The sequence below is a fragment of the Mycobacterium sp. genome, from assembly GCF_052145595.1.
GTDB lineage: Bacteria > Actinomycetota > Actinomycetes > Mycobacteriales > Mycobacteriaceae > Mycobacterium.
Window position 1 is genome coordinate 1 of the sequence record NZ_JBKQOI010000082.1, and the last position, 22907, is coordinate 22907.

At 65.0% G+C, this 22907-nt stretch carries 24 protein-coding genes, 1 tRNA gene and 2 pseudogenes; 9 read left to right on the forward strand and 18 right to left on the reverse strand.

The genetic code is table 11. From position 1 onward, the window contains the following. The 4 genes and pseudogenes from ponA2 to ACLP4W_RS06840 all read right to left on the reverse strand — a co-directional run. Nucleotides 1-1376: pseudogene (gene ponA2 / locus ACLP4W_RS06825) on the reverse strand (transglycosylase/D,D-transpeptidase PonA2); the annotation flags it as partial. An 84-nt stretch (nucleotides 1377-1460) separates the two neighbouring features. Then, a tRNA-Ser gene (locus tag ACLP4W_RS06830) sits at nucleotides 1461-1550 on the reverse strand. 29 nt (nucleotides 1551-1579) lie between these two features. Continuing rightward, nucleotides 1580-2038, reverse strand: coding sequence for a nucleoside deaminase (locus ACLP4W_RS06835; RefSeq protein WP_442385390.1), 459 nt, complete (start codon nucleotides 2036-2038; stop codon nucleotides 1580-1582). Further along, nucleotides 2035-2556 carry a tRNA adenosine deaminase-associated protein gene (locus ACLP4W_RS06840; protein ID WP_442385392.1) on the reverse strand — a complete coding sequence of 174 codons (522 nt, stop codon included), beginning with the start codon at nucleotides 2554-2556 and terminating at the stop codon, nucleotides 2035-2037. Before ACLP4W_RS06840 ends, ACLP4W_RS06835 begins: the two co-directional genes overlap by 4 nt. A gap of 143 nt (nucleotides 2557-2699) precedes the next feature. On the opposite strand from ACLP4W_RS06840, the gene ACLP4W_RS06845 reads away from it, so the two are divergent. Next, nucleotides 2700-3644 (forward strand): prephenate dehydrogenase, encoded by a 945-nt coding sequence (locus ACLP4W_RS06845; RefSeq protein ID WP_442385413.1) that lies wholly within the window; start codon nucleotides 2700-2702, stop codon nucleotides 3642-3644. Here ACLP4W_RS06845 and ACLP4W_RS06850 read toward each other — a convergent pair. From ACLP4W_RS06850 to ACLP4W_RS06870, 5 genes and pseudogenes are all read right to left on the reverse strand, one after another. Continuing rightward, on the reverse strand, nucleotides 3607-4206 hold the full coding sequence (locus ACLP4W_RS06850) for a putative glycolipid-binding domain-containing protein (RefSeq protein ID WP_442385393.1): 600 nt from the start codon (nucleotides 4204-4206) through the stop codon (nucleotides 3607-3609). The two genes, ACLP4W_RS06845 and ACLP4W_RS06850, sit on opposite strands and share 38 nt — an antisense overlap. A 4-nt stretch (nucleotides 4207-4210) precedes the next feature. Further along, nucleotides 4211-4957, reverse strand: a complete 747-nt coding sequence (locus ACLP4W_RS06855) for an ABC transporter permease (RefSeq protein WP_442385394.1) — start codon at nucleotides 4955-4957, stop codon at nucleotides 4211-4213. Next, nucleotides 4954-5640, reverse strand: coding sequence for an ABC transporter permease (locus tag ACLP4W_RS06860; protein ID WP_442385395.1), 687 nt, complete (start codon nucleotides 5638-5640; stop codon nucleotides 4954-4956). The genes ACLP4W_RS06855 and ACLP4W_RS06860 overlap by 4 nt, the downstream gene beginning before the upstream one ends. Next, nucleotides 5598-6745 (reverse strand): annotated as a pseudogene (locus ACLP4W_RS06865) (ABC transporter ATP-binding protein). The gene ACLP4W_RS06860 and the pseudogene ACLP4W_RS06865 overlap by 43 nt, the downstream one beginning before the upstream one ends. Before the next feature lie 34 nt (nucleotides 6746-6779). Continuing rightward, nucleotides 6780-7727 (reverse strand): ABC transporter substrate-binding protein, encoded by a 948-nt coding sequence (locus ACLP4W_RS06870; protein WP_442385396.1) that lies wholly within the window; start codon nucleotides 7725-7727, stop codon nucleotides 6780-6782. A gap of 113 nt (nucleotides 7728-7840) precedes the next feature. Between ACLP4W_RS06870 and ACLP4W_RS06875 the strand changes: the two genes are divergently transcribed. Then, complete coding sequence (locus ACLP4W_RS06875; RefSeq protein WP_442385397.1) at nucleotides 7841-8185, forward strand: lipopolysaccharide assembly protein LapA domain-containing protein; 345 nt, start codon at nucleotides 7841-7843, stop codon at nucleotides 8183-8185. On the opposite strand, the gene ACLP4W_RS06880 is transcribed toward ACLP4W_RS06875, so the two are convergent. Both ACLP4W_RS06880 and ACLP4W_RS06885 read right to left on the reverse strand, forming a co-directional pair. Further along, nucleotides 8182-9234 (reverse strand): phosphotransferase family protein, encoded by a 1053-nt coding sequence (locus ACLP4W_RS06880; protein ID WP_442385398.1) that lies wholly within the window; start codon nucleotides 9232-9234, stop codon nucleotides 8182-8184. The two genes, ACLP4W_RS06875 and ACLP4W_RS06880, sit on opposite strands and share 4 nt — an antisense overlap. A gap of 63 nt (nucleotides 9235-9297) precedes the next feature. Continuing rightward, the gene (locus tag ACLP4W_RS06885; protein ID WP_442385399.1) at nucleotides 9298-9936 is read right to left on the reverse strand and encodes a histidine phosphatase family protein; all 639 of its coding nucleotides are present in this window, start codon (nucleotides 9934-9936) and stop codon (nucleotides 9298-9300) included. 122 nt (nucleotides 9937-10058) lie between these two features. Here ACLP4W_RS06885 and ACLP4W_RS06890 point away from each other — a divergent pair, with 122 nt between their 5' ends. Genes ACLP4W_RS06890 through ACLP4W_RS06910 form a run of 5 tightly spaced genes read left to right on the forward strand, consistent with a single transcriptional unit; the run spans nucleotide 10059 to nucleotide 14805 of the window. After that, complete coding sequence (locus ACLP4W_RS06890; RefSeq protein WP_442385400.1) at nucleotides 10059-11129, forward strand: phosphotransferase family protein; 1071 nt, start codon at nucleotides 10059-10061, stop codon at nucleotides 11127-11129. 1 nt (nucleotide 11130) lies between these two features. Then, nucleotides 11131-11895, forward strand: a complete 765-nt coding sequence (locus tag ACLP4W_RS06895; protein ID WP_442385401.1) for an SDR family NAD(P)-dependent oxidoreductase — start codon at nucleotides 11131-11133, stop codon at nucleotides 11893-11895. Between the two features lie 26 nt (nucleotides 11896-11921). Further along, nucleotides 11922-13229, forward strand: a complete 1308-nt coding sequence (locus tag ACLP4W_RS06900; protein ID WP_442385402.1) for an acyl-CoA dehydrogenase family protein — start codon at nucleotides 11922-11924, stop codon at nucleotides 13227-13229. Then, nucleotides 13226-13837 (forward strand): TetR/AcrR family transcriptional regulator, encoded by a 612-nt coding sequence (locus tag ACLP4W_RS06905; protein WP_442385403.1) that lies wholly within the window; start codon nucleotides 13226-13228, stop codon nucleotides 13835-13837. The genes ACLP4W_RS06900 and ACLP4W_RS06905 overlap by 4 nt, the downstream gene beginning before the upstream one ends. Further along, nucleotides 13837-14805 carry an NADPH:quinone oxidoreductase family protein gene (locus ACLP4W_RS06910; protein WP_442385404.1) on the forward strand — a complete coding sequence of 323 codons (969 nt, stop codon included), beginning with the start codon at nucleotides 13837-13839 and terminating at the stop codon, nucleotides 14803-14805. Before ACLP4W_RS06905 ends, ACLP4W_RS06910 begins: the two co-directional genes overlap by 1 nt. A 13-nt stretch (nucleotides 14806-14818) precedes the next feature. Here ACLP4W_RS06910 and ACLP4W_RS06915 read toward each other — a convergent pair whose 3' ends face one another. Further along, complete coding sequence (locus ACLP4W_RS06915) at nucleotides 14819-16699, reverse strand: alkyl/aryl-sulfatase (protein ID WP_442385405.1); 1881 nt, start codon at nucleotides 16697-16699, stop codon at nucleotides 14819-14821. 164 nt (nucleotides 16700-16863) lie between these two features. Here ACLP4W_RS06915 and ACLP4W_RS06920 point away from each other — a divergent pair, with 164 nt between their 5' ends. Further along, a complete protein-coding gene (locus ACLP4W_RS06920) occupies nucleotides 16864-17346 on the forward strand; it encodes a lipoprotein LpqH (protein WP_442385406.1) in 483 nt (160 codons plus the stop codon). 68 nt (nucleotides 17347-17414) lie between these two features. Here the strand turns inward: ACLP4W_RS06920 and ACLP4W_RS06925 are convergent, their stop codons facing one another. The 6 genes from ACLP4W_RS06925 to ACLP4W_RS06950 all read right to left on the reverse strand — a co-directional run bounded on the left by ACLP4W_RS06925 (nucleotide 17415) and on the right by ACLP4W_RS06950 (nucleotide 21230). Further along, entirely contained in the window at nucleotides 17415-18929 is a 1515-nt protein-coding gene (locus ACLP4W_RS06925) for a sensor histidine kinase (protein ID WP_442385407.1), read from the reverse strand. Further along, entirely contained in the window at nucleotides 18907-19611 is a 705-nt protein-coding gene (locus ACLP4W_RS06930) for a response regulator transcription factor (protein WP_442385414.1), read from the reverse strand. The genes ACLP4W_RS06925 and ACLP4W_RS06930 overlap by 23 nt, the downstream gene beginning before the upstream one ends. Before the next feature lie 151 nt (nucleotides 19612-19762). After that, the gene (locus ACLP4W_RS06935) at nucleotides 19763-19918 is read right to left on the reverse strand and encodes a hypothetical protein (protein WP_442385408.1); all 156 of its coding nucleotides are present in this window, start codon (nucleotides 19916-19918) and stop codon (nucleotides 19763-19765) included. A gap of 24 nt (nucleotides 19919-19942) precedes the next feature. Then, the gene (locus tag ACLP4W_RS06940; RefSeq protein ID WP_442385409.1) at nucleotides 19943-20188 is read right to left on the reverse strand and encodes a hypothetical protein; all 246 of its coding nucleotides are present in this window, start codon (nucleotides 20186-20188) and stop codon (nucleotides 19943-19945) included. 111 nt (nucleotides 20189-20299) lie between these two features. Further along, entirely contained in the window at nucleotides 20300-20710 is a 411-nt protein-coding gene (locus tag ACLP4W_RS06945; RefSeq protein ID WP_442385410.1) for an MmcQ/YjbR family DNA-binding protein, read from the reverse strand. A gap of 109 nt (nucleotides 20711-20819) precedes the next feature. Beyond that, nucleotides 20820-21230: a MarR family winged helix-turn-helix transcriptional regulator gene (locus ACLP4W_RS06950; protein WP_442385411.1), complete on the reverse strand. Its 411-nt coding sequence runs from the start codon at nucleotides 21228-21230 to the stop codon at nucleotides 20820-20822. 78 nt (nucleotides 21231-21308) lie between these two features. Here ACLP4W_RS06950 and ACLP4W_RS06955 point away from each other — a divergent pair, with 78 nt between their 5' ends. Beyond that, nucleotides 21309-22262, forward strand: a complete 954-nt coding sequence (locus tag ACLP4W_RS06955; protein ID WP_442385412.1) for a quinone oxidoreductase family protein — start codon at nucleotides 21309-21311, stop codon at nucleotides 22260-22262. The last annotated feature ends 645 nt before the right edge of the window (nucleotides 22263-22907 follow it).

A 22907-nucleotide genomic window follows, 5' to 3' on the forward strand; every position in this document is an offset into this window, starting at 1 on the left:
TCGGTAACGTTCATCGAACCGCGGTAGCGGCCCGCGTTTGCCACGCACCAGGTTTCCTTGGGACAGCCGGGTTTATCGCTGCTGCCCAAGCCTTTGGCTTGAAAGAAGCCCGGCACCTGCAGCTGAGCGTTGATACCCATGCCCATGTCCAACGCCGCCGCTGTGGTGAAGATCTTGAAAATGGAGCCCGCCCCGTCTCCGACGAGCGAAAACGGCTGCGGCTGCACCGTTTCGCGCGCGTCGCTGTTGAGGCCATAGGTGCGGTTGCTGGCCATCGCCATCACCCGATGCGCGTCCTTGCCTGGCTTGATCACGCTCATCACGCTGGCGATGCCGTCGAGCGTCGGGCTGGCGAGCTTGTCGATGGCATGCTTGACCGACGTCTGCAAATTCGGGTCCAGCGTCGTACGGATCAGATAACCGCCGCGGGCAACCTGCTCCCTGCTGATGCCGGCCCGCGCGAGGTAGTCCAGCACATAGTCACAAAAGAAGCCACGATCGCCGGCGGCGATGCAGCCACCCGGCAGCTCATTCGGATTGGGTAGCACGCCCAATGGCTGGGCCTTGGCGGCATCCAACTCGCCGGTGTACTGGGGGAGATTGTCGATCATCGTGTCCAGCACCACGTTTCGCCGCTGCAGCGCCCCGTCCGGGTTGGTGTAGGGGTCGAGCGCACTCGTCGACTTGAGCATGCCGGCCAGCAGCGCGGACTGCTGCCAGTTCAGCTGCGAAGCGTTGACGCCGAAGTAGGTCTGAGCGGCATCCTGCACACCGAACGCGCCGTTGCCGAACGACACCAAGTTGAGGTAGCGGGTGAGGATCTCCGCTTTGGAGAAGGTCTTGTCGAGTATGAGCGCCATCCGGATCTCGCGCAGTTTGCGCGCCGGTGTGGTCTCCACAGCGGCCCGCCGCTCGGCGTCGGTCTGCGCGGTCACCAGCAACTGGTAGTTCTTGACGTACTGCTGTTCGATGGTCGATCCGCCGCGGGTGCCGAGGTTGCCCGACAGGTAGCCTGCCAGGCCGGTCAGCGTGCCGGGCCAGTCCACTCCATTGTGCTCAGCGAACCGCTTGTCCTCGATCGACACGATGGCCAGCTTCATGGTGTCGGCGATCTGGTCGCTGGGGACCTCGAACCGCCGTTGGGAATACAACCAGGCGATCGGGTTTCCCGCGGCATCGAGCATCGTCGAGACCTGCGGGACGTCGCCTTCGAGGACTTGTGCGGTGCCGCTGGCGACAACGTCGGAGGCGCGGTTGAACGACAGCCCGATACCGCCCGCGACTGGAAACATCAAAGCCGCCGCCACCACCCCGGCCAACAGGCAATACCCCGCCAGCCTGGCGACCAGTGCCGAAGTCCGCGGGCGCTCGGACATACCTAGATTATCCGCGTCCCCGGCCCCGAGAGATAGGCTTTACCAGCGATTTCTCGCTTTAGCTTTGGCGGTGGCGGAGGTGTGTGGCGGTGGCGGAGGGATTTGAACCCTCGGACGGTGTTAGCCGTCACACGCTTTCGAGGCGTGCTCCTTAGGCCGCTCGGACACGCCACCGCCGAGCAGCTTACCGAACCGGCTACCCGTCACCCCAATCGCTGACGGGCGAAGAAGGCCTCCAGTGGCGCGGCGCACTCTTTTGCAAGCACACCGCCGCGCACCGCCGGGCGATGGTTGAGCCGGCGATCACGCACCACGTCCCACAGCGACCCGACCGCCCCCGTTTTCGGCTCCCAGGCGCCGAACACCAGCCGCGCGATGCGAGCCAGCACCACCGCACCCGCGCACATGGTGCATGGTTCAACGGTTACGGCAAGCGTGGTCCCCTCCAGCCGCCACCCGTCGCCCAGCACGGTCGCCGCCACCCGCATCGCGAGAATTTCGGCGTGCGCGGTCGGATCACCAAGGGCCTCACGGGCGTTCACGGCCCGGGCCAGCTCCGTCCCGTCGGCCCCGATGATCACCGCGCCGATCGGCACGTCGCGGGGGCCCGCCGTCGCGGCGACCGACAGTGCGGTACGGATCAGATCTTCGTCAGTGGTCACCGACCGAGACGGTCGATCACCGCCGACAGCTCGTCGGCGAAGCCCATCTCCCGGGCAATGCGACCCAATTGCTCGTCGGCGTAGAGGTCGGACTCGTCGAGGATGACGCCCAAAACCGCCTCCGGCAGCCCGATATCCGACAGCAACCCCAGGTCGCCTTCCTCGAAGGGCTCCGAGTCCTCGAGGTCCTCGGGATCGATGTCGGCGTCCAGGTTGTCCAATACTTCGGCGGCGATGTCGTAATCCAGCGCGGCCGTGGCGTCCGAGAGCAGCAGCCGAGTCCCGGACGGTCCCGGGCGCAAAATGACGAAGAATTCGTCGTCGACGTCGAGAAGTCCAAAGACCGCGCCCGAGCTGCGCAGTTCACGCAGCTCCGTCTCGGCGGTCGCCAGACTCGTCAGCGACTTGGGGCTCATCGCAGAACAACGCCATTGGCCCTCTTCGCGAACGACCGCAACGCCGAAGCCGTCGGGTATGTCCGCGGACGGGCCCTGCGCAGACGCCCGCTGTGCTCCCATGGGCGCCTACGCTAGTCGCTGACCAGGCCCCCTGACCAGATGGAGGCGCGACGACCGCACGAGGAGCGGGGGACCTGGAAGCCCTGCCACCCGCCCAACTGTGCCAACCTTGGACTGTGGCTCGCACTGTGGCTAGGACACCCGTGTGTGTACTGGGGCTGGGACTGATCGGCGGTTCGATAATGCGGGCCACCAAAGCGGTCGGCCGCGAAGTGTTCGGCTACAACCGGTCGGTGGAGGGTGCGCGAGCAGCCCTCGCCGACGGTTTCGATGCCACTACCGATCTCACCCACACGCTGACCCGGGCCGCCCGCACGGGCGCGTTGATTGTGCTGGCCGTTCCGATGCCGGCATTGGAAAGCATGCTGGCCCACATACGCGAATTGGCCCCCAACTGCCCGCTGACTGACGTCACCAGCGTCAAGGGCGCAGTCCTCGACGAGGTCGCCGCCGCCGGCCTGCTGGAACGCTTCGTCGGCGGCCACCCGATGACGGGTACGGCGCACTCGGGTTGGGCCGCCGGCTACGCCGGCTTGTTCGCCAGGGCCCCCTGGGTGGTCAGCGTGGACGACCATGTGGACCCCTTGGTGTGGTCGATGGTGATGACGTTCGCGCTGGACTGCGGTGCCCTGGTGATACCGGCCAGGTCCGACGAACACGACGCGGCAGCGGCCGCCATCTCACATCTGCCGCACCTGCTCGCCGAGGCGCTGGCCGTCATCGCCGGAGAAGTCCCGCTGGCCTTCGGGCTGGCCGCGGGGTCTTTCCGCGACGCCACCCGGGTGGCAGGCACCGCGCCGGACCTGGTGCGGGCGATGTGCGAAGCCAACTCCGGCCAGCTGTTGCCGGCGGTCGACCGGGTCATCGAGTTGCTCAGCCGTGCCCGCGAGTCGCTGGCCGGCCACAATTCGGTGGCCGACCTCGTCGAGTCGGGCCACGCCGCGCGAACGCGTTACGACAGCTTCCCGCGCTCCGACATCTTCGCCGTCGTCATCGGCGAGGAGAATTGGCGCGGGAAATTGGCCGCCGCGGGCCGGGCCGGCGGGGTGATCAGATCCGCTCTGCCAAGCTTGGGTAGTCCACAATGAACCCCTCTTCGTCGACGCTCACGGTGGTGTCGGCGACAGGGGAGCGCAACTTGATTCCGTCGAGGCGTCCCTCGCTGGTGTAACTCACGGTGGCCGCGGTAACGGACATATGGGGCACGTTCACATAGACCATCGGCAACGCGACCGAATCCACCCGTTCGTGTAGCCCGAGGCGGCGGATCGGCAGCGCATTGAAGAACGGGCTGAACACCACGTCGACGTCGAGAGCGCCGTTGTATCCCGCGCGCCGCTCGCCCTGGTGGTCGGTCACCAACCACATGTTTTCCTCGTCGCGGGCGATGGAGATCACGCGTTCCCGCTCGGCCAACGTGACGGTCAGCCCGAGGCGCTTGGTGGCGCCGGTCTCGTCGGTCTGCAGGTCGTAGTAGGCCCCGAACGCCGGGTTGGTTGCGGTGGCCGCGGCAACGATGCGCCCATTAGCCCTGATCCGCTTGCCGGACAACTGGACTCGTACCGATTCCATACGGGACACATCCTGTGCGCGCCAAGTCAACATCGCCTGCCGCACGCGCCGGGTCGAATCAGAGTTGGCTGCGTTCACACCTCTACGGTAAGACGTGTCCACCAACCGTGGCGGGTTTGTCCCCAAGTGCGGTCGACGTCACGTTGTTCTGCCGACCAACTGCCTTGCGTAATCGGCCGGTGCCCGGCACCGACACCCACACCACCAACGCCAGGAGGCCGTCGAGGATCAGCGCCAACGCGGCCACCATCAGCGCGCCGACCAGCGCCAGTTGGAATTCGCGTTCTTTGATCCCGTCGATCAGGTATCGGCCCAATCCGCCGAGGCTGGCGTAGGCGGCCACCGTTGCGGTGGCGACCACCTGCAGCGTCGCGTTGCGCAGCCCGCCCAGGATCAACGGCAGCGCATTGGGTACCTCGACGCGCAGCAGCACCTGGGCCTCCGTCATGCCCATCGCACGGGCGGCATCGACCACCGTCGGCTCGACATTGGCGATGCCCGCATAGGTGCCGGCCAGCACTGACGGGACGCCGAGCAGCATCAGGGCCACCAGCGGCGGTCCCCCGCCTAGCCCGAACAGCAGCACGCCCAGCAGCAGCACGCCCAGCGTCGGCAGTGAGCGCAGCCCATTGACCGCGCCCACCACTAGCAGCGTGCCGCGACCCGTGTGCCCGATGATCAGCCCGACCGGGACGGCAATCAGCGCCGACGCGCCCACCGCGATGGCCGTGTATTCCAGATGCTCCAAGACGCGCGCCGCCAGCCCGACCGGACCGGTCCAGTTGTCGGCGGTCAACAGGTAGGAGACCGCCTGTTGCACGAAGTTCATCGGGCGCCGCCCACTACCGGAGCCACCACCGACCGTCGGCGGGCGGTGCGCGCGGCGTGTGCCCACGGCGTGGCCAGCCGGCCGGCAAGCACGATCAGCACGTCAATGACGATCGACAGCACGAACAGCGCGATGATGCCGCCGAGGATCTGATCGCTCTTGTCGGTCTGGTATCCCTGGGTGAACCAGGTGCCCAGGCCGCCGATGCCGATCACGGAGCCCACCGAGACCATCGCGATATTGGTCACCACGACCACGCGCAGCCCGGCGACCAGTACCGGGATAGATAGCGGCAGTTCGACTTTCAGCATCCGTTTGATCGGCGGGTAACCAACCGCGGTGGCGGCGTCGCGCACCTGGGCCGGCATCGCGTCCAGCGCCTCGAGCACCGCCCGCACCAGCAGCGCGGCCGTGTAGGCCGTCAGCGCGACGATGACGTTGGCCTCGTCGAGGATCCGGGTTCCGATGATCATCGGCAAGACGACGAACAGCGCCAGCGACGGGATGGTGAACACGACGCTGGCGGTCGCCGTCGTCAGCCGCCGGGGAATCGGCGCGCGCTGCACCAACACGGCCAGCGGCACCGCGATCGCCAATCCGATCAGCACCGGCACCAACGACAGCCGCAGGTGGACCACGGTCAGCGCCCAGGCGTCGTCGAGGTGGGTGAGCAGGTAGTGCATCCGCGGATTCCGTTCAGGCCCGCCGTCGGGCTTCCACCGCGGCCAGCACGTCGGCGGCCAGGACGCCGCCGATGACCTTGCCCCCGTCGTCAACGGCGACACCCACCCCCACCGGTGCCGACAACGCCGCATCGAGCGCCTGGCTGAGATTCCCGCCGGGACGGAACAGCGAGCCGATGCCGCTCGTGCTGTCGGACAACGACGCGCCCGCGCGGTACCGGCCCAGGCCCTCGGCGTCGATCCAGCCCATCGGCGCCCCCGCGTCGTCTACCACCACCGCCCAGCCATCCGGAGGGCCGGTGTCGGAGAGGCCGTCCGCCGCGATCCGCTCGACGTCGTGCAGTGGCAACCCGGCCGCGTCCATTAGCTGCAACCATCGATAACCGCGGCCGAGACCGATGAACCTCGCCACGAATTCATTGGCCGGTCGCGAGAGCAGCTGGGCGGGTTCGTCGTACTGCTGGAGCGAGCCGTCCTTGAACACCGCTATCCGTTCGCCGAGTCTCAGCGCCTCGTCGATGTCGTGCGTGACGAAGAGGATCGTTTTGTGCAATTCGCTTTGCAGGCGCAGTATTTCGTTCTGCAGCTCGTGACGAACCACCGGGTCGACGGCGGAAAATGGCTCGTCCATAAGCAAGATGGGTGGATCGGCGGCCAATGCGCGTGCCACGCCGACCCGTTGTTGTTCGCCGCCGGAAAGCTGCGCGGGGTAGCGGGTGGCGATCTTGGCGTCCAGCCCGACGCGTTCAAGCACCTCGTAGGCGGCGATGCGGGCGGCCCGCCGCGATTGCCCCTTCAATACCGGGACCGTTGCGACGTTGTCGATCACCCGTTGATGAGGCATCAGTCCCGCATGCTGGATGACGTAGCCGATTCCGAGGCGCAGGCGTACGGGGTTGACGTCCGCAACGTCTGCGCCGTCCACGGTTATGGTGCCGGAGGTCGGCTCGATCATGCGATTGATCATCCGCAGCGCTGTGGTCTTGCCGCTGCCCGACGAACCGACGAAGACGGTTAACCTGCCGTTGGGCACCACCAGGCTCAGCCGGTCGACGGCGGTGGTCCCGTCGGCGAATACCTTGCTGACTTCGTCGAAGACGATCAACGTTTTTCTCCGCCTGCCGCGGCCTGGCCGAACATCATTGACCGATTGTGTGGTTGAAGCCGTTGTCGCGCACCCAGTTTCGCGCTGCCAGATCGGGATCGATGCCGGAGTTGCCTGACACCGCGGCATTGAGCCCGGCCACGCCGGAGGTGGTCAGCTTGGCCGACACCGCGTCCAGCACGTCTTTGAGCCGGTCCGATTTCTTTTGCGAATTCACCAGCGGCTCAATGTTGCCGGCCAGGAAGTTGTGCTGTGGGTCCTCGAGCACCACCAAGTGATTTTGCGGGATGGCCGGTGAGGTGCTGAAGACGTTGGCGGCCGTCACCCTTCCCTCCAGCAAAGCGCGCACGGTCACCGAACCGCCGCCGTCGTTGATGGCGACGAAATTGCCCGGGCGGATGTCGAGAGAATACTTCTGCCGCAGCCCAGGGAGACCGGACGGGCGAGTCTCAAACGCCGAGGGGGCTCCGAATCGCACGTCAGGCGAGTCTGCCGCCAAGTCGGCGATTGTTTTCAGGTTCCACGCGGTGGCGGTCCCGCCGGTGACGGTGACCGTATCGGTGTCGGAAGCCGGCGACGGAGTCAGAATCGACAGGTCGCCGGGCAATTTCTTATAGAGCTCCAGCTCGACGGCATCGAGCATGGTCGCCGTGGCGTCGGGCGCAAAGTACAACAGCAGGTTACCGATGTACTCCGGCACCAAATCGATTGAATGATCCTTGAGCGCAGGGATGTAAGTCTCCCGGCTGCCGATCCCCATCCGCCGCCCGATTTCGAAGCCGTTGGCCTGCAACGTTTGTGCATAGATTTCGGCCACAATCTCCGATTCCGGAAAGTCACCGGAACCGACCACGATGGATTTCGGGCTGCGGGTCTCCGCACCAAGCGGATCGGAGTTGCTGCAGGCCGCAATCAGGCATACCGCCGCCAGCCACACTGCCGCGTGGACGGTCGCGCGACGCATGCGCGGCAGCATCCTCATACCGCCGACAGTAATGTCAGAAATGACGAGGTGCTGCCGCCGCCGCGCACATACTGCCAGGTTTCCGGCGTGGTTTGGTTTCATTCTGTGCGGAAAAAGATAAAGATGGCACTATGAGCAGCAACGACCCTGCCTCGTCCAGTCAGCAACCCGCAGCTCCCCCTGACGGTAAGACGCAGAAGGAACCGGCCGTCGAGTTTACTCGCGCCGGCGCACTGTGGTCGGCGTTGTTCGTCGGCTTCCTGATCCTGATCGTGTTGTTGATCTTCATCACCCAAAACACCGCGTCAGCGCCATTCACTTTCTTCGCCTGGCACTGGAGCCTGCCGCTGGGCGTGGCGATTTTGCTGGCGGCTGTGGTGGGCGGGCTGCTCACCGTGGTGGTCGGCTCCGCACGGATCATGCAGCTGCGCCGCACGGCGAAGAAACACGCGGCAGCTGCCGCCAAGAAGGCCTAACCGGGCAGCTTGGCGAGCTCGGCCAGTCCGCGGGAGATCAACGGCGCCACGACCTCGGGCTGGTGGTCCGAAGTGTCGCCCTTCCCGTGCGCCTGCTCCGACATCCGCCTGCGGAAATCGATGCCGGCGGCGATGATCGCGAGCTTGAAGTAGGCCAGCGCCATGTAGAACTCCCAGTGCGCCAGCGGCAACCCGGAAACCAGTGAGTACCGGTCCGCCAGCTCGTCGGCCGTCGGCAACAGGGGCGACGTCCAGGCGGCTTGCGCATTGACGATCAGGTCCAGCGCCGGGTCGCGGTACACGCACATCAGTGCCGCATCGCTGAGCGGATCCCCCAGCGTCGAGAGCTCCCAGTCGACGACGGCGCGAACCAGGGTCGGATCATCGGCGTCCAGGATGGTGTTGTCGATACGGTAGTCACCGTGCACGATCGAGGTGCGACTCTGCTGCGGAATGGATTGGCGCAGGCCGGAATGCAATCGCTCAACATCGGCGTCGCGGTGGTCTTCGGGCAGCCGCACCAGCTCCCATTGCGAGCCCCATCGGCGCACCTGGCGCTCCAGGTAGCCGGTGGGTTTGCCAAAATCGGCCAGCCCCACCGCGTTCGGGTCGACGTTGTGCAGATCGACCAGTACTCGGATCAACGAGTCGACGCAGCCGTCGATAACGGTGTGACTGAGCGCTTCCAGTTGGGCGCGCCGGCGCACCACTTGTCCGGCAACGAATTCGACGATCTGGAACGGCGCGCCTAACACCGAGTCGTCCTCGCACAGCGCGATCGCGCGCGCCACCGGAACCGGTGTGTCCTGCAGCGCGGCAACCACCTTGTACTCACGGGCCATATCGTGCGCCGACGGTGTCAGCCCGTGCAGCGGCGGACGCCGCACCAGCCAGCTCGTCGCGTCGTCGTAGACGCGGAACGTCAGATTCGAGCGGCCACCGGAGATGAAGTCGGCCCGTAACTCGCCGTCGCGTCCGATGCCGAGCGAACGCAGATACCGGTCCAGCGAGGCCAGGTCGAGCCCCTCGAGTTGGTCAGCCGTAGTCACCGCACTTGTTTACCATCGCTGATCGCCCGGCTTGGCTACCACCACCGATTGCCCGACTCCTTCTCAGGCCGTTCCACGGCCTGCATCGTCGTCGAGCAGGCGCTGGTTTCGGGGCAGCAGGTCCCACACGTGCTCGACCGCGTTGACCGTCGCCACCGTCGCCTGACCGGACCGCGAGAACAACAGCCGGGTCACCGACGCATAGTCGACGGGGAAAGACAACAGCCGGGCCGTGCCCAGAATCTCGTGCAGCAGCACGTTGATCACTCCGCCGTGGCTGAATACCGCCACCGTGTCCTCGGGATCGGCGGCGGCGACCAGGTCGTCGACCGCCGCGCGGACGCGGGCGCGAAATGCGTCCTCGTCGACCGCACTCGGCAGACGCCCTTGAGCCAACCGCTCCCATTCCTGCGGGTTCTCCTGACGTATCTGCTCGACGGGGATGTACAGCGGAAGGTCACGGTCGTATTCGGCGAATCGATCGTCGATCTCGACAATCAGCTCGCGCACCGCCGCGACCGGTTCGGCGGTCTGAATGGCGCGCCGTTGCGGGCTGCTCACCACCCGGGAGATGGGAAACCTGGCGAGTGCCTCGGGCAGCCTTTCGACCTGCGCCAACCCTTCGTCGGACAGGTCTGGATCGGAGCCGTCGCCGTGTTCACTGCGCAGCGGCAGCGCATGCCGGACCAAAAGCACTTGCATGTTTTGTCCTGTCGCCTGGTAGATCCTTCGGCTAGCACCGCCAAGCCTCGCATGTGGGTACGGCACCTTCCCAAACGAGCAGAGAATGCTATTCTCTGTACGGAGAGTGGGGTGTGCGGACAATGAAGACTGCTGGCGAGACCCAACTGGATCCGGGCGCTCTGGGCCGTTGGCTGGATGCAAACGGCGCACCGGGCAGCGGCGAAGAACCGGTGCTGCAACAGCTGAAGGGCGGTTCGCAGAACACCCTGTATCTGATCGAGCGGGGCTCGTCGGAGGCGCGGGCAAGGATGGTGCTCCGGATGCCGGGCGCACGTGCCGACGCGGCTCGCATCGATGGCCTGCTGCGGGAGATCCGCCTGGTGCGGGCGCTGTCCGGGACCGATGTCCCCCACGCGGCGCTGATCGCCGCCGACGAATCCGGCACCGTGCTGGGCATGCCGTTCTACGTGATGCAGGCAATCGACGGCTGGAGCCCGATGGACGGCGGGTGGCAAGCGCCATTTGACACCGACTTGCAGGCCCGCCGCGGGCTGGCGTTCCAACTGGTCGAGGGCGCCGCCAAGCTCGGCCGGGTTGATTGGCGCGCCCAGGGCCTGGAGGGCTTCGGCCGCCCCGACGGGTTCCACGAACGGCAGGTCGATCGCTGGCTGAAGTTTCTCGACGCCTACAAGGTGCGCGAACTTCCCGGCCTGGACGAAGCCGCCGACTGGCTGCGCCACAACCGGCCCGCGCAATACAAGCCCGGCATCATGCACGGCGACTACCAGTTCGCCAATGTGATGTTCGCGCAGGGAACGCCGGCGCGATTGGCCGCGATCGTGGACTGGGAAATGACGACGGTCGGCGACCCGTTGCTGGATCTGGCCTGGGCGCTGCTGGGCTACGACGCCGAAAATCCCCGCACCGACGGGTTCTATCTGGACATGCGCGGCATGCCTACTCGCAGCGAGTTACTGCAGCACTATGAGAGCGTGAGCGGGCTTTCCACCGAGAACATCGATTACTACCTGGTGCTCGCCAACTGGAAACTCGGGATCGTGCTGGAGAAGACGTATGCGGCCGGGGTAAGGACCGGCAAAGTGGACCCAAAGATCAAGGATGCTTTCGCCTCGATGATCCCGCAGCTGATCGCCACAGCAGCCGAGCTGGCCCGGGCTTTGCCTTCTGACAGGCCGACTGGGGGCTGCTGAAATGGCTTATGCGGAGCGGGTTTTCGACCTCACCGACCGGGTCGTGCTGATCACCGGCAGCAGCCGCGGACTGGGGCGTGAAATGGCGTTTGCCGTCGCGCGCTGCGGCGCCGACGTGGTGATCGCCAGTCGCAACATAGACACCTGCGTGACCACCGCCAAGGCGATCGAGGCCGAGACCGGCCGCTCGGCTATGCCCTATCAGGTGCACGTCGGACGCTGGGATCAGCTCGACGGATTGGTCGAGGCGACGTATGGCCGGTTCGGCAAGGTCGACACGTTGATCAACAACGCGGGCATGTCACCGCTATACGACAAGCTGACCGACGTCAGCGAAAAGCTGTTCGACGCAGTGGTCAATCTGAATCTCAAGGGGCCCTTCAGATTATCGGCATTGGTCGGCGAGCGGATGGTCGCGGCCGGCCGCGGGTCCATCATCAACGTCAGTTCCACCGGGTCGCTGCGTCCCGGCGGCGACATCATTCCCTACGCCGCGGCCAAGGCCGGACTCAACGCGATGACCGAGGGACTGGCGCGGGCGTTCGGACCGACCGTGCGAGTCAACACGTTGATGGCGGGACCGTTCCTAACCGATATCAGCAAAGCATGGAACCTCGACAAGGCGACGCATAACCCGTTCGGGCACCTCTCGTTGCAACGCGCCGGTGACCCGCCGGAAATCGTTGGTGCCGCCCTGTTTCTTGCATCCGATGCCTCCAGTTTCACCACCGGTTCGATCGTGCGCGCCGACGGTGGCATTCCCTAAACGGCTCAGAAAGACAGGAGCATTCGATGACATGGGACTTCTCCACCGAGCCTGAGTTCGAGAAGAAGCTGGACTGGATCCGCGAGTTCGTGCGCGAGGAGGTGGAACCCCTCGAGGTGCTGTTCCCAGGTTGCGAGTTCCTGCCGCTCAATGACGAACGCCGCCGGATAGTCGATCCACTCAAGCAGCAAGTTCGCGACAACGGCTTATGGGCGCCACATTTGGGGCCCGAACTGGGCGGGCAGGGTTTCGGCGCGGTCAAGCTGACGTTGATCAACGAGATCCTGGGCCGCAGCCCGTGGGCGCCGATCGTGTTCGGAACACAGGCGCCTGACACGGGCAATGCGGAGATCATCGCCCGCTTCGGAACCCAGGATCAGAAGGACAGCTATCTGGCCGGACTGCTGTCCGGTGAGATCTTCTCCTGCTTCTCGATGACGGAGCCCCAAGGCGGCGCCGATCCGCGGGTCTTCACCACCCGAGCCGTCCGCGACGGGGACGACTGGGTGATCACCGGGCGAAAGTACTTCTCCTCCAACGCATCGGTCGCCTCCTTCTTCATCGTTGTGGCGATCACCGATCCCGAGGTGCCCGTCCATCGCGGCGCCTCAACGTTCCTCGTTCCGGCCGGAACGCCGGGCCTGAACCTCGAAGCCACCCATCATCTCGTCGGCGCAGACCCCCACGAACCGGGGCATTCCCTGGTGCGCTACGACGGGGTGCGGGTGCCTTCGGATGCTTTGCTTGGTGAACCCGGACAGGGCTTCCTGATTCTGCAGACCCGGCTGGCCGGCGGGCGGCTGCATCATGCGATGCGGTCGATCGGGATGGCGCAGCGCGCTGTCGACATGATGTCTCGGCGCGCGAAAAGCCGTTTTACACAAGGCAGCTCGCTGGCCGATAAGCAGTTGGTGCAGGAGTTCATCGCCGACTCTTATACCGAGTTGATACCGTTCCGGCTGACCGTGCTGCACGCCGCCTGGCTGATCGACACCGGCGACGAGCACGCCGCCCGCGCCGAGATCGCGACCTGCAAGATCCTCGCGTCACAGGTACTCAAATCGATTGCGCTGCGGGCAATCCAGGTACACGGCGCGCTCGGGCTCACGGATCAGCTGCCACTGGTCAACGTACTGCTGGGTGGCATCGCGCTCGGTCTGGCCGACGGGCCCACCGAAGCACACAAGGTCAATCTGGCGCGGATGCTTCTCAAGGGCTACGAAGCCGAAGAGGCGGATTGGCCCAGCGAATTGCTGGACGTCCGGCGGGAGGCGGCCCGTGCCAAGTACGGCGACCTCGTCGACCGGATTCCGGCGCTTGCCGATTCGCCGTGAACGACAGAGTCGCCGCGGCGGTCGAGCGGGCACTCGACGACCGCCAGCGCGAAGCCACCGAGGAGGTGGAACGCATACTGGCCGCTGCGGTGCGGGTGATGGAGCGGGCCGCGCCCGAGCCGCCTCGGGTCAGCGACATCGTCTCGGAAGCCGGCTCGTCGAACAAGGCGTTCTATCGGTATTTCGCCGGCAAGGACGATCTCATCTTGGCGGTCATGGAGCGCGGGGTGGCCATCGTCGTGTCCTACCTTCAGCACCAGATGGCCAAGGAGTCCAAGCCGGAAGACAAGGTCGCCCGCTGGATCGAGGGCACGCTGGCACAGGTCGCCGATCCGCACCTGATCAGCATGAGCCGCGCCGCGGCCGGGCAGATGTCGGCGGTCGCCAACTGGCGATCGGCCGATCAGGAAATGATGCGACCGTTGCGGGACCTGCTGATCGAGCCGGTTACGGCGCTGGCAAGTGACGATGTCGATCGCGACGTCCAGGCGGTGTTCTGCTGCACCGCAGCCACCATGCGGCGATATATGGGTTCGGCGGACCGGCCCGGCCCCGACGACATCGCACACGTGGTGCGGTTCTGCTTACGCGGATTGGGGGTCAGTTGATGCGCGCCGTTGTCTGCCGTTCCTACGGCACACCGGAGGATCTGGTGATCGAGGATGTCGCCGATCCAATTCCGGGCCCCGGTCAGCTGCTGGTACGGGTGCGCGCCGCCGCGGTCAACTTCCCCGACGTGCTGTTCATCGCCGGCAAATACCAGGTCAAAATCCCGCCACCGTTCATACCGGGTAACGAAATCGCCGGCGAAGTGATCGCCGCGGGCGAGGGCGCTCCGTTTCGTCCGGGCCAGCGGGTATCCGGAACCACCTTTGGCGCGTTTGCCGAGCAGGCACTGCTCGATGCGGGCTCGGCGATACTCATGCCCGACGACGCTGACTTCGCGTCGGCCGCGGCATTCGGTGTGACCTACCGCACCGCCTATCATGCCTTGCGCTCGGTTGCCCAAGTGGCAGAAGCGGAATGGGTCGTGGTGCTGGGTGCTGCGGGCGGCGTGGGGCTGGCCGCCGTCGATCTCGCGGTGGCCATGAAAGCCCGGGTGCTGGCTGCCGCATCAAGTCCGGAGAAACTCGAGCTGTGCCGGCAGCGTGGCGCCGAGGCCACCGTGGACTACGACCGGGAAGACCTGAAGACCCGTATCCGCGAACTGACCGGCGACGCCGCCCGGGTGGTCCTCGACCCTGTCGGCGGATCGTATTCGGAGCCGGCACTGCGCGGACTCGCGCGCGGCGGAACCTTCATCACCCTGGGCTACGCCGCGGGAACTATCCCGGCTATTCCGCTCAATCTCGTTCTGCTCAAAGATATCTGCGTGCGCGGCATGGAGATCCGCACCTTCATGAGTGATCATCCCGATGAGGCCATCCGCGACGTGCAAGAGTTGGAGGAGATGTTCGCCGACGGCACCGTTCGTCCCTATATCGGCGCGCGATTCCCCTTGTCCGAAACCGCGGCGGCACTGCGGCATGTGGCCGAGCGCAAAGTCCTGGGCAAGGCGGTAATCGACGTCGAGTAAAGCGGTCCGGACCTCACGGCGTGACTATGTCGAAATTCTGGTCCGATTGGTCGAGCACGCCCAAGAAAGCTTGGAGTGCGGTCTGGTCGCCCGCTATTTCCAGTCCGGGTGAGGTGAAATCGCCCATTGCCACTGCCAGCAGCCGAGACTTGCTGTCCAGCTTGACCGTAACGTTTGCCGTCGCGGAGTCGGCAGCCACCTTGCGATAAACCAGCACCCCGTTACGCAGGGCGAGCCGGTAATTGGCGGCCAGATCGGCGAACGAAATGTCGATCGCGATGTTGAGGTCCCAGCTGCGCGGTCCATCGACCCTCAGTGCGAAGCTGTCGAAGATCTGCTCCGGTGTCAGCTGGTTGAGCATCGACATTGAGGTCGCCGTGACGGCGGTGCCGAAGTTGCCGTGACGCAATTCGGTTGCCCCACTCATGAAGAAGTTGCGCCACGTCGCGTTTTCGGCGCCGTAGGCAAGCTGCTCGAGCGTATCGGCGTACAGTGCACGCGCCGCCGCATGGTCGCTATCAGCGAAGATCGCATGATCGAGAATCGTAGCCGCCCAACGGAAGTCACCGGATTCGAATGCCTCCTTGGCAAGTTCGACGACGCGATCGATCCCGCCCATTGCGTCCACGTAACGCGGGGCGAGGGCCTCTGGGGGATGGGGCCACAACCGGGCCGGGTTGCCGTCGAACCAACCCATGTAGCGCTGGTAAACCGCCTTCACGTTGTGGCTGACCGACCCGTAATACCCGTGGGTATGCCAGGCCCGTTCCAGCGCGGGCGGCATCTGGAACATTTCTGCGATTTCCACGCCGGTATAGCCGCGGTTGAGCAGGCGCAGTGTCTGGTCGTGCAGGTACGCGTACAAGTCGCGCTGCAGCGACAAGAACTCGACGATGCTCTCCCGTCCCCAGGTTGGCCAGTGGTGGGAAGCGAACACCACGTCGGCGCGGTCGGCGAAGGTGTCAATCGCCTCGGTCAGGTAGCCCGACCAGGCATGCGGGTCACGCACCAGCGCGCCGCGCAGGGTCAGCAGGTTATGGAGGTTATGGGTGGCGTTCTCGGCCATGCACAGCGCGCGGTAGCGCGGGAAGTAAAAGTGCATTTCGGCGGGCGCCTCGGTGCCGGGCGCCATCTGGAACTCGATCTCCACGCCGCCGATGGTGTGCTTCTCTCCGGTCCTGCGGATGTCGATGGTTGGGACGATGACGGCCACCTCGCCGGTGGATGGGGCCTGGCCGAGTCCGCAGCCCACCTGGTCCAGGGGTCCGCGTGGCAGCAGGGTGCCGTACATGTAAGTCGCCCTGCGTGTCATTGCCGGGCCGGCGTAGACATTCTCCTGCACCGCATGCTCGACGAAACCCTCCGGCGCCAGCACGGCCACCGCCCCGGCATCCACGTCCGCCTGGGAGGTGACGCCCAGTACGCCGCCGAAGTGGTCGACGTGGCTGTGTGTGTAGATCACCGCGACGACGGGGCGGTCACCACCCCGATGAGTGCGATACAAATCCAGCGCCGCGGCGGCTACCTCGGTGGATACCAACGGATCGATGACGATGATGCCGGTGTCGCCTTCGACGAGGGTGACGTTCGAGATGTCGAGACCACGGACCTGATAGATGCCCGGTACCACTTCGTAGAGACCTTGTTTGGCGGCGAGGGTCGATTGCCGCCATAGGCTGGGGTGCACCGACGTCGGCGCGGGCCCGCCGAGGAACGAGTAAGCGTCGTTGTCCCAGACCACGCGGCCGTCGGCCGCCTTGATGACACATGGGGACAGGGCCGCGATGAATCCGCGATCGGCGTCGTCGAACTCCGTCGTGTCATGAAGTGGCAGAGCGTTTTCGCGGTGTGCCGACTCGATGACGGCGGTTGGCGGTTTGTGGTCCACCGGCAATACATTGCCATCAATGCGCCGCCCCCGGAACGGCCATGTTGTCGAGTGGCCAATGAACAAGAAAATAATTTTCTCGGACCCTGGATCTTCGGTCCCGCAAACCCGCATACTTCCGGGACGGCCCTCAACGCCGAGGACCGCAACGATCGGGCAAAGGAGAACAGGTGAAGCGTGGACTGATGGTCGCGGCAGCTGGGGCGGCAATTCTGGCCGCAGGTGTTTCCGGCTGTTCCAGCAACAAGTCGACTTCGAGCGGTGGCGGGACTTCTTCGACGGGAGGGTCCGTCTCGGTAGCCGCCCCAAGCGGTGCCAACGCGTCGAAGGTCATCATCGACGGTAAGGACCAAAACGTTCAGGGCACCACTGTTTGCACCACCACGGCCGGCACCGTCAACCTCGCAATCGGTGGGGCCGCCACCGGGATTGGTGTGGTGCTCAGCGACGCCAACCCGCCCCAGGTGAAGTCGGTGGCGCTCGGCAACGTCAATGGCGTGAGCCTCGGTTACGCGGCGGGCGGTCAGGGCAATGCCTCGGCGACCAAGGACGGCAACAGCTACAAGATCACCGGCACCGCCACCGGTGTTGACATGGCCAACCCGATGCAACCGGTGAACAAGCCGTTTGAAATCGACGTGACCTGCTCCTAGCGCGGTGACGATGCGCGCCGCTCAGCCGCGCGGGGAGGAACCGGGCAGTCCGGCCTCAGCTCGGTGACCTAGAGAGTTAAAGCGGGCGGGTGCCACCCGTTCAGTGGCAACCGCACCGTGAACTCCGTATGGCCGGGTGAGCTGTTCAACGTGATCGTTCCGTGGTGCGCCTTGACGACCGCGGAGGCGATCGCCAGACCCAGCCCGGTGCTGCCGCCTTTACGGGAGCGCGAGGAATCGCCGCGGGCAAACCGCTCGAATACCTCGGATTGAAGCGCTGCCGGAATGCCGGGGCCGTTGTCGATGACCCGTAGCACGGCGTGCGCGGGCTCAGTGTTCAATCGCGTTGTCACGGCGGTGCCGGAGCCGGTGTGGACACGCGCGTTGGCGAGCAAGTTGGTCAGCACCTGATGCAACCGGGCCGCATCACCGGTGATGACCACGGGCTCCTCGGGTAGATCAAGCTCCCACTGGTGATCCGGCCCGGCGACGTGTGCGTCGCTGACTGCGTCAACCGCCAGCCTCGACAGATCCACCGGTTCACGCTCCAGTGGCCGGCCGGAGTCCAGGCGGGCCAGCAGCAGCAGGTCCTCGACGAGGCGCGTTATGCGCTCCGTTTCGGATGCCACCCGGCTCATCGCGTGCGCCACCGCCTCGCGGTCGTCACCCATGCGTTGGGCGAGTTCGGTGTAGCCGCGGATCGCGGCGAGCGGCGTACGCAGTTCGTGACTGGCGTCGGCGACGAATTGGCGAACCCGGGTCTCACTGGCCTGCCGCGCCGACAATGCGGCCGCGATGTGGTCGAGCATCCGGTTCAGTGCCGACCCGAGCTGGCCCACCTCGGTGAACGGATTCGCGTCCGACTCGGCCACCCGCACCGGCAGTTCGACCTCGCCGCGGTCCAACGGTAGTTCGACGACTTCGCTTGCGGTTTGTGCGACGCGGCGCAGCGGCGCCAGCGCCCGCCTGATGATGACGACGCCGGCGGTGGTCGCGGCAACCAGCGCGATCACCGTGACGATCCCGAGGATGATCAGCATCCGGATCATCGTGGCGTCGACGTTGGACATCGACATACCGGTAACGATGACGTCGCCCCCGCTCCGACTCGGGGCGGCAACGACGCGATAGCGACCCAGGCCATCGAGGTTGAGGGTCACCGGCGTGCGGCTGTCGGCGATCTGTTCGAGTTGGGTTTGAGCGGTGGGGGTCAACGCGGCCCGAGAACCGGCACTGGTCAGGTAGCCGGCGTCGACCGTCTTGCCGTGGTTGATCACCGCGGCCACCATGCCCGCCGGCTGGCCCGGCGCGTCGAGGAACCGCGGACCGGGGCCCGGCCTCGGATAGAAGTGCGATTCGTGCCGCCAGCCCGGACGCTTAGGTTCGGGGTACATCAGTGCCGAGCGGTAGGAGGCCCCGGCGAGCTGCCCGTCGAGCTGCGCCACGAGATGGTGGAGCAGCGCCAGTTCGGTCGCCGCGGTGATTCCGACGCACACGACTGCGAGAACGACGATCTGCCCGACCAGCAGCCGTAGCCGAAGTGACCAGGCCCGCCGCGTGCTAGCGGGCCGGCTTGAGGACATAGCCCGCGCCGCGCAGTGTGTGGATCATCGGGTCGCGACCGTTGTCAATCTTCTTGCGCAGGTAGGAAATATAGAGCTCGACGATGTTGGACCGGCCGCCGAAGTCATAGCTCCATACCCGGTCCAGGATCTGGGCCTTACTCAGCACCCGTTTGGAGTTGCGCATCATGAACCGAAGCAGCTCGAACTCGGTGGAGGTCAACGAGATCGGCTCGCCGGCACGCCTCACCTCGTGACTGTCCTCGTCGAGCACCAGGTCCCCGACCACCAGCTGCGCCCCGCTATCGACCGTCGTCACTCCGGTGCGGCGCAACAGTGCCCGCAACCGCAGCACCACCTCTTCGATGCTGAACGGCTTGGTGACGTAGTCGTCGCCACCAGCGGTCAGGCCGGCGATGCGGTCTTCCACCGAGTCTTTAGCCGTCAGCAGCAGCACCGGCAGCTGCGGGTTGTCTTCGCGAAGTTTGTGCAGGACATCGAGCCCGCTCATATCGGGCAGCATCACGTCGAGAACCACCACGTCGGGCCGCTGAGCGCGGGCCGACGCAACCGCCGACGACCCATCTGCGGCGGTGGCGATATTCCATCCCTCGTACCGCAGTGCCATTGACACCATTTCGGCGAGGACAGGCTCGTCGTCCACAACCAGTACATTGATCGGGTTGCCGTCGGCACGGCACATGACAACCCGCTCTACCGAGGCTCGGGACTGCGTCACAGTTTCCAGTATCCGCACCTGACTGGGCTGACGCTATGCCCTTCCTATGCGTGTGCTGTGAAACGGATCGCGCGGCCTGCTGAACAGCCACGCGATCCGTTGTTTGGGCCGATGCCTAATACCAGTACCGCCGGCCGGCGACGGGGCGGCCCACCGAGCCCATAATCCACAGCACCGCGCCAATGACGAGCAAGACGATTCCGATCGTCCACAACAACGGAATGTGGAACAAATATCCGAGAATGAGTAAGACTGCACCTAAGACGATCATGACAGCTTCCTTTACGTGAGGGCCCTAAGCCACTTCTAGGCCACTGGGCATTGAACTGGGCTGCGGTAGATGGCAATCCTTGACTTTCGGGTTGACTCCCGCGTAGTTCAAGGGCCCCGCGATTACTGTCAGCGCGATGTTTCCCGCTGTGACACAACTTGTTGACCCACCCTTGAAGTAGTCGCGCTGGTACGCCGCGAAGACTCCGATGAGCAGCCACACCAGGACAATCGCGCCGATAACTCCGCGACCACGCATGGTGACCTCCATTGTGTTCGAGAAGGATTCCCGTGGGCCTAGCTTTACCCGTTGCACTCATGTCTAAACATCGCTGCGATTGATTATGGCCGCTTAACTCCGTAACCAACAGGGCCAGGCGCGCTAGGTATATTCGGCGAGCCACGCTTCGGCCCGCTTCTTCGACGCGCGTGACAGCCACGCGTCCTGAATCAGCTCGGCCAATTCCGTCGTCGTGATTTCTGACAGTCGGCTAGCCCGCACCAGTACCGAGAGATGCCCGTCGAAATGGCTTGTGGTGAAAAACGGCGACGCGGGATCCTGGATGAGCGCCAGCTTGTCGCTCTCCGACTCCACCCAGAGCATGATCACGTCGGCGTAGCGTTCGCCGGTCTCCGGATCGGTCGCGTCGGGTTGCGGAGTGCGGAAGAATACGAACGATTTTCCGCCCACCTGATAAATCGCGTTGCCCTTAGGGCCCGCCAGGCGCTTGACGTGCGGCATCGAAGCGGCGATCTCATGCACGTCGCTTACCCGGGCCGGTCGATCAGCCATAGCGGTGAGGGTACCGCTGATGCCAATTCGGTCGCATGACGAGCGGCGTTGCGGTGGAGGCAGATTCAGACTCCGACCGCCGGTTGCGAAGTCCTTGCGCCGGGGCCGATCAATAGTCGAGAGCCTTTGCCAGCAGTCCAGCAAGTCGTTGTTGTTCACCGGCCGAGAGTCGACCTGTCAAGGGTTCCATGAGCTCTCCCATCTCGGCGATGATCCGTGTTGCCAGCCGTTTCGCCTCGGTAGTGAGGCTGACCCGCACCGATCGGCGGTCGACGGGATGGGGGGTCTTCTGAACCAGTCCACGATCGACAGCGCGGTCAATCAGGCCGCTGACGGTTGAGCGTTCAAGCCCGAGATAGGTTGCCAATTCAGCCATCGTCGGCTCGCGGTCGCGCAAGGTTCCGAGCACACGCAGCTGGGTCAGGGACAGGTCGTGTTCGGCGGCAACGCGGCTCAGCGCCGCAATGACTGTGAAAGACACCTGGACCAGACCGCCTCTGAGCTCATCGACCGTATCCATGAAACAACTATAGCTTGATTTAGTTCGTATTACCATATATTTTAATTCGTATTACCATCTAGTTTTAGGAGGATCGCCGTGTACGCGGCAGTCGTTACCTCATTCGACAGGCCTCCGGCCTATCGCGAGTTTCCGTGCCCCACCCCGCAGACATCCGACGCGATTCTGGTCGACGTCATCGCCTCCTGCCTGCATCCGCGAGTGCGGTCCCAGGCGGACGGCTCGCATTACGCGAGTTCCGGTGAACTGCCACTGGTGCCGGGCATCGACGGAGTGGGACGCGCCCCCGACGGCGCTCTGCGCTACTTTGTCCTACCTGACATCACCATGGGAGCGATGGCCGAGCAGACCGTTATCGACCAACGCCGCAGCGTCGCACTGCCCGACGACGCCGACCCCGTCGTGGTGGCCGCAGGAGTGAACCCCGTGATGTCATCTTGGATCGCTCTTCGCCGGCGCATCGACTTCGAGCCGGGCCAAACGGTGCTAGTTCTCGGCGCCACCGGAAGCTCAGGTCGGATGGCCGTGCAGGTCGCGAAGCGCCTAGCAGCCAGTCACATCATCGGCGCCGGACGACACGCTCGGCGGCTCTCGGTCCTCACCGGCCTAGGAGCCGACAGCACAGTTCAACTCGACAACGCCGCTGCGGTAAGTGATCTCGCTCAGGCAGCACGAGATGTCGACGTCGTCGTCGACTACCTGTGGGGCCCAATCACGGCCGACGTAATGGCCGGCATTGCCGGTAGCCGATCCGACCCGGGAAAACCTCTTACCTGGATCGAAATCGGCTCTGTTGCCGGCCCCTCGGCCGACATTCCTTCCGCAGCGCTGCGTGCCGTGCGGTTGCAGATCGTCGGAAGCGGACAGGGATCAGTCCCAACTAGCGACATCGTGGCCGAAGTGCCCACGATTATCGACGAAATCATAAGCGGAACTTTTGATATCGATGCCCGCGCAGTGCCGCTTGCCGAGGTGGAAAACGCATGGAGAGACACCACCACCACCAACCAGCGGATCGTCATCACGCCATAGATGTGGCCGTGATGGGCAGGGTCGATCGGGATCAATCCCACGAGCGTGGGGCAAAGCCCGCGTACGACCTAGTAGCCGTGCCAGTGACCGTGGTCGCGGGGGTCGCCGTCGTACCAGTGGTCGTCGTGGCAGCGGCCGTGGTCCCGGTTGTTCCCCCAACCTGGATCCCACCACTGTCCGGGACACGAGTGGTAATCCGGGAAGGGTGCGGGCACTGGTTGGGCCTCGGCGACGGCGGCCGCCCCCAAACCAGCGAGCCGAGACCGGCTCCCACCACCAATGTTGTTGCGGCGGAGCGAAGAATGCGTTTCATGCCCCACTGGTTCCCTTTGGTTCTCCCCGCGCAGCGTCTGAAACACGCTCTGACATCACGGTTTCACAACGACGCTGCTGCCGCAATGGTGTACAGATTTGCGGGGCGGCGGGCAGGCCCTGCCAAAACGCTTGTGATAGGCGGGATTCGTTGCGCCACAGCGGTTTGCCCGAATTCTCAGTATCGGGTATAACGAACTTCGCTTACCGGCCCGCAAACATGTTTGCGGGTGAGGCCTATGTCAATTGCAGGAATGGGCAATGACGATCCCCGAGCAGGCCTGTGCGGCGGGCCCCATCAGCCTGCTCGTCGCTGCGCGGACACGTAGAGGG

What these genes read in the sequence shown, in the direction of transcription:
- ACLP4W_RS06840 (WP_442385392.1), bottom strand. Translation starts at nt 2,556, where the DNA reads ATGGGAGCACAGCGGGCGTCTGCGCAGGGCCCGTCCGCGGACATACCC.
- ACLP4W_RS06855 (WP_442385394.1), bottom strand. Translation starts at nt 4,957, where the DNA reads ATGAACTTCGTGCAACAGGCGGTCTCCTACCTGTTGACCGCCGACAAC.
- ACLP4W_RS06860 (WP_442385395.1), bottom strand. Translation starts at nt 5,640, where the DNA reads ATGCACTACCTGCTCACCCACCTCGACGACGCCTGGGCGCTGACCGTG.
- ACLP4W_RS06870 (WP_442385396.1), bottom strand. Translation starts at nt 7,727, where the DNA reads ATGAGGATGCTGCCGCGCATGCGTCGCGCGACCGTCCACGCGGCAGTG.
- ACLP4W_RS06875 (WP_442385397.1), top strand. Translation starts at nt 7,841, where the DNA reads ATGAGCAGCAACGACCCTGCCTCGTCCAGTCAGCAACCCGCAGCTCCC.
- ACLP4W_RS06885 (WP_442385399.1), bottom strand. Translation starts at nt 9,936, where the DNA reads ATGCAAGTGCTTTTGGTCCGGCATGCGCTGCCGCTGCGCAGTGAACAC.
- ACLP4W_RS06890 (WP_442385400.1), top strand. Translation starts at nt 10,059, where the DNA reads ATGAAGACTGCTGGCGAGACCCAACTGGATCCGGGCGCTCTGGGCCGT.
- ACLP4W_RS06895 (WP_442385401.1), top strand. Translation starts at nt 11,131, where the DNA reads ATGGCTTATGCGGAGCGGGTTTTCGACCTCACCGACCGGGTCGTGCTG.
- ACLP4W_RS06900 (WP_442385402.1), top strand. Translation starts at nt 11,922, where the DNA reads ATGACATGGGACTTCTCCACCGAGCCTGAGTTCGAGAAGAAGCTGGAC.
- ACLP4W_RS06910 (WP_442385404.1), top strand. Translation starts at nt 13,837, where the DNA reads ATGCGCGCCGTTGTCTGCCGTTCCTACGGCACACCGGAGGATCTGGTG.
- ACLP4W_RS06925 (WP_442385407.1), bottom strand. Translation starts at nt 18,929, where the DNA reads ATGTCCTCAAGCCGGCCCGCTAGCACGCGGCGGGCCTGGTCACTTCGG.
- ACLP4W_RS06930 (WP_442385414.1), bottom strand. Translation starts at nt 19,611, where the DNA reads ATGTGCCGTGCCGACGGCAACCCGATCAATGTACTGGTTGTGGACGAC.
- ACLP4W_RS06935 (WP_442385408.1), bottom strand. Translation starts at nt 19,918, where the DNA reads ATGATCGTCTTAGGTGCAGTCTTACTCATTCTCGGATATTTGTTCCAC.
- ACLP4W_RS06940 (WP_442385409.1), bottom strand. Translation starts at nt 20,188, where the DNA reads ATGGAGGTCACCATGCGTGGTCGCGGAGTTATCGGCGCGATTGTCCTG.
- ACLP4W_RS06945 (WP_442385410.1), bottom strand. Translation starts at nt 20,710, where the DNA reads ATGGCTGATCGACCGGCCCGGGTAAGCGACGTGCATGAGATCGCCGCT.
- ACLP4W_RS06950 (WP_442385411.1), bottom strand. Translation starts at nt 21,230, where the DNA reads ATGGATACGGTCGATGAGCTCAGAGGCGGTCTGGTCCAGGTGTCTTTC.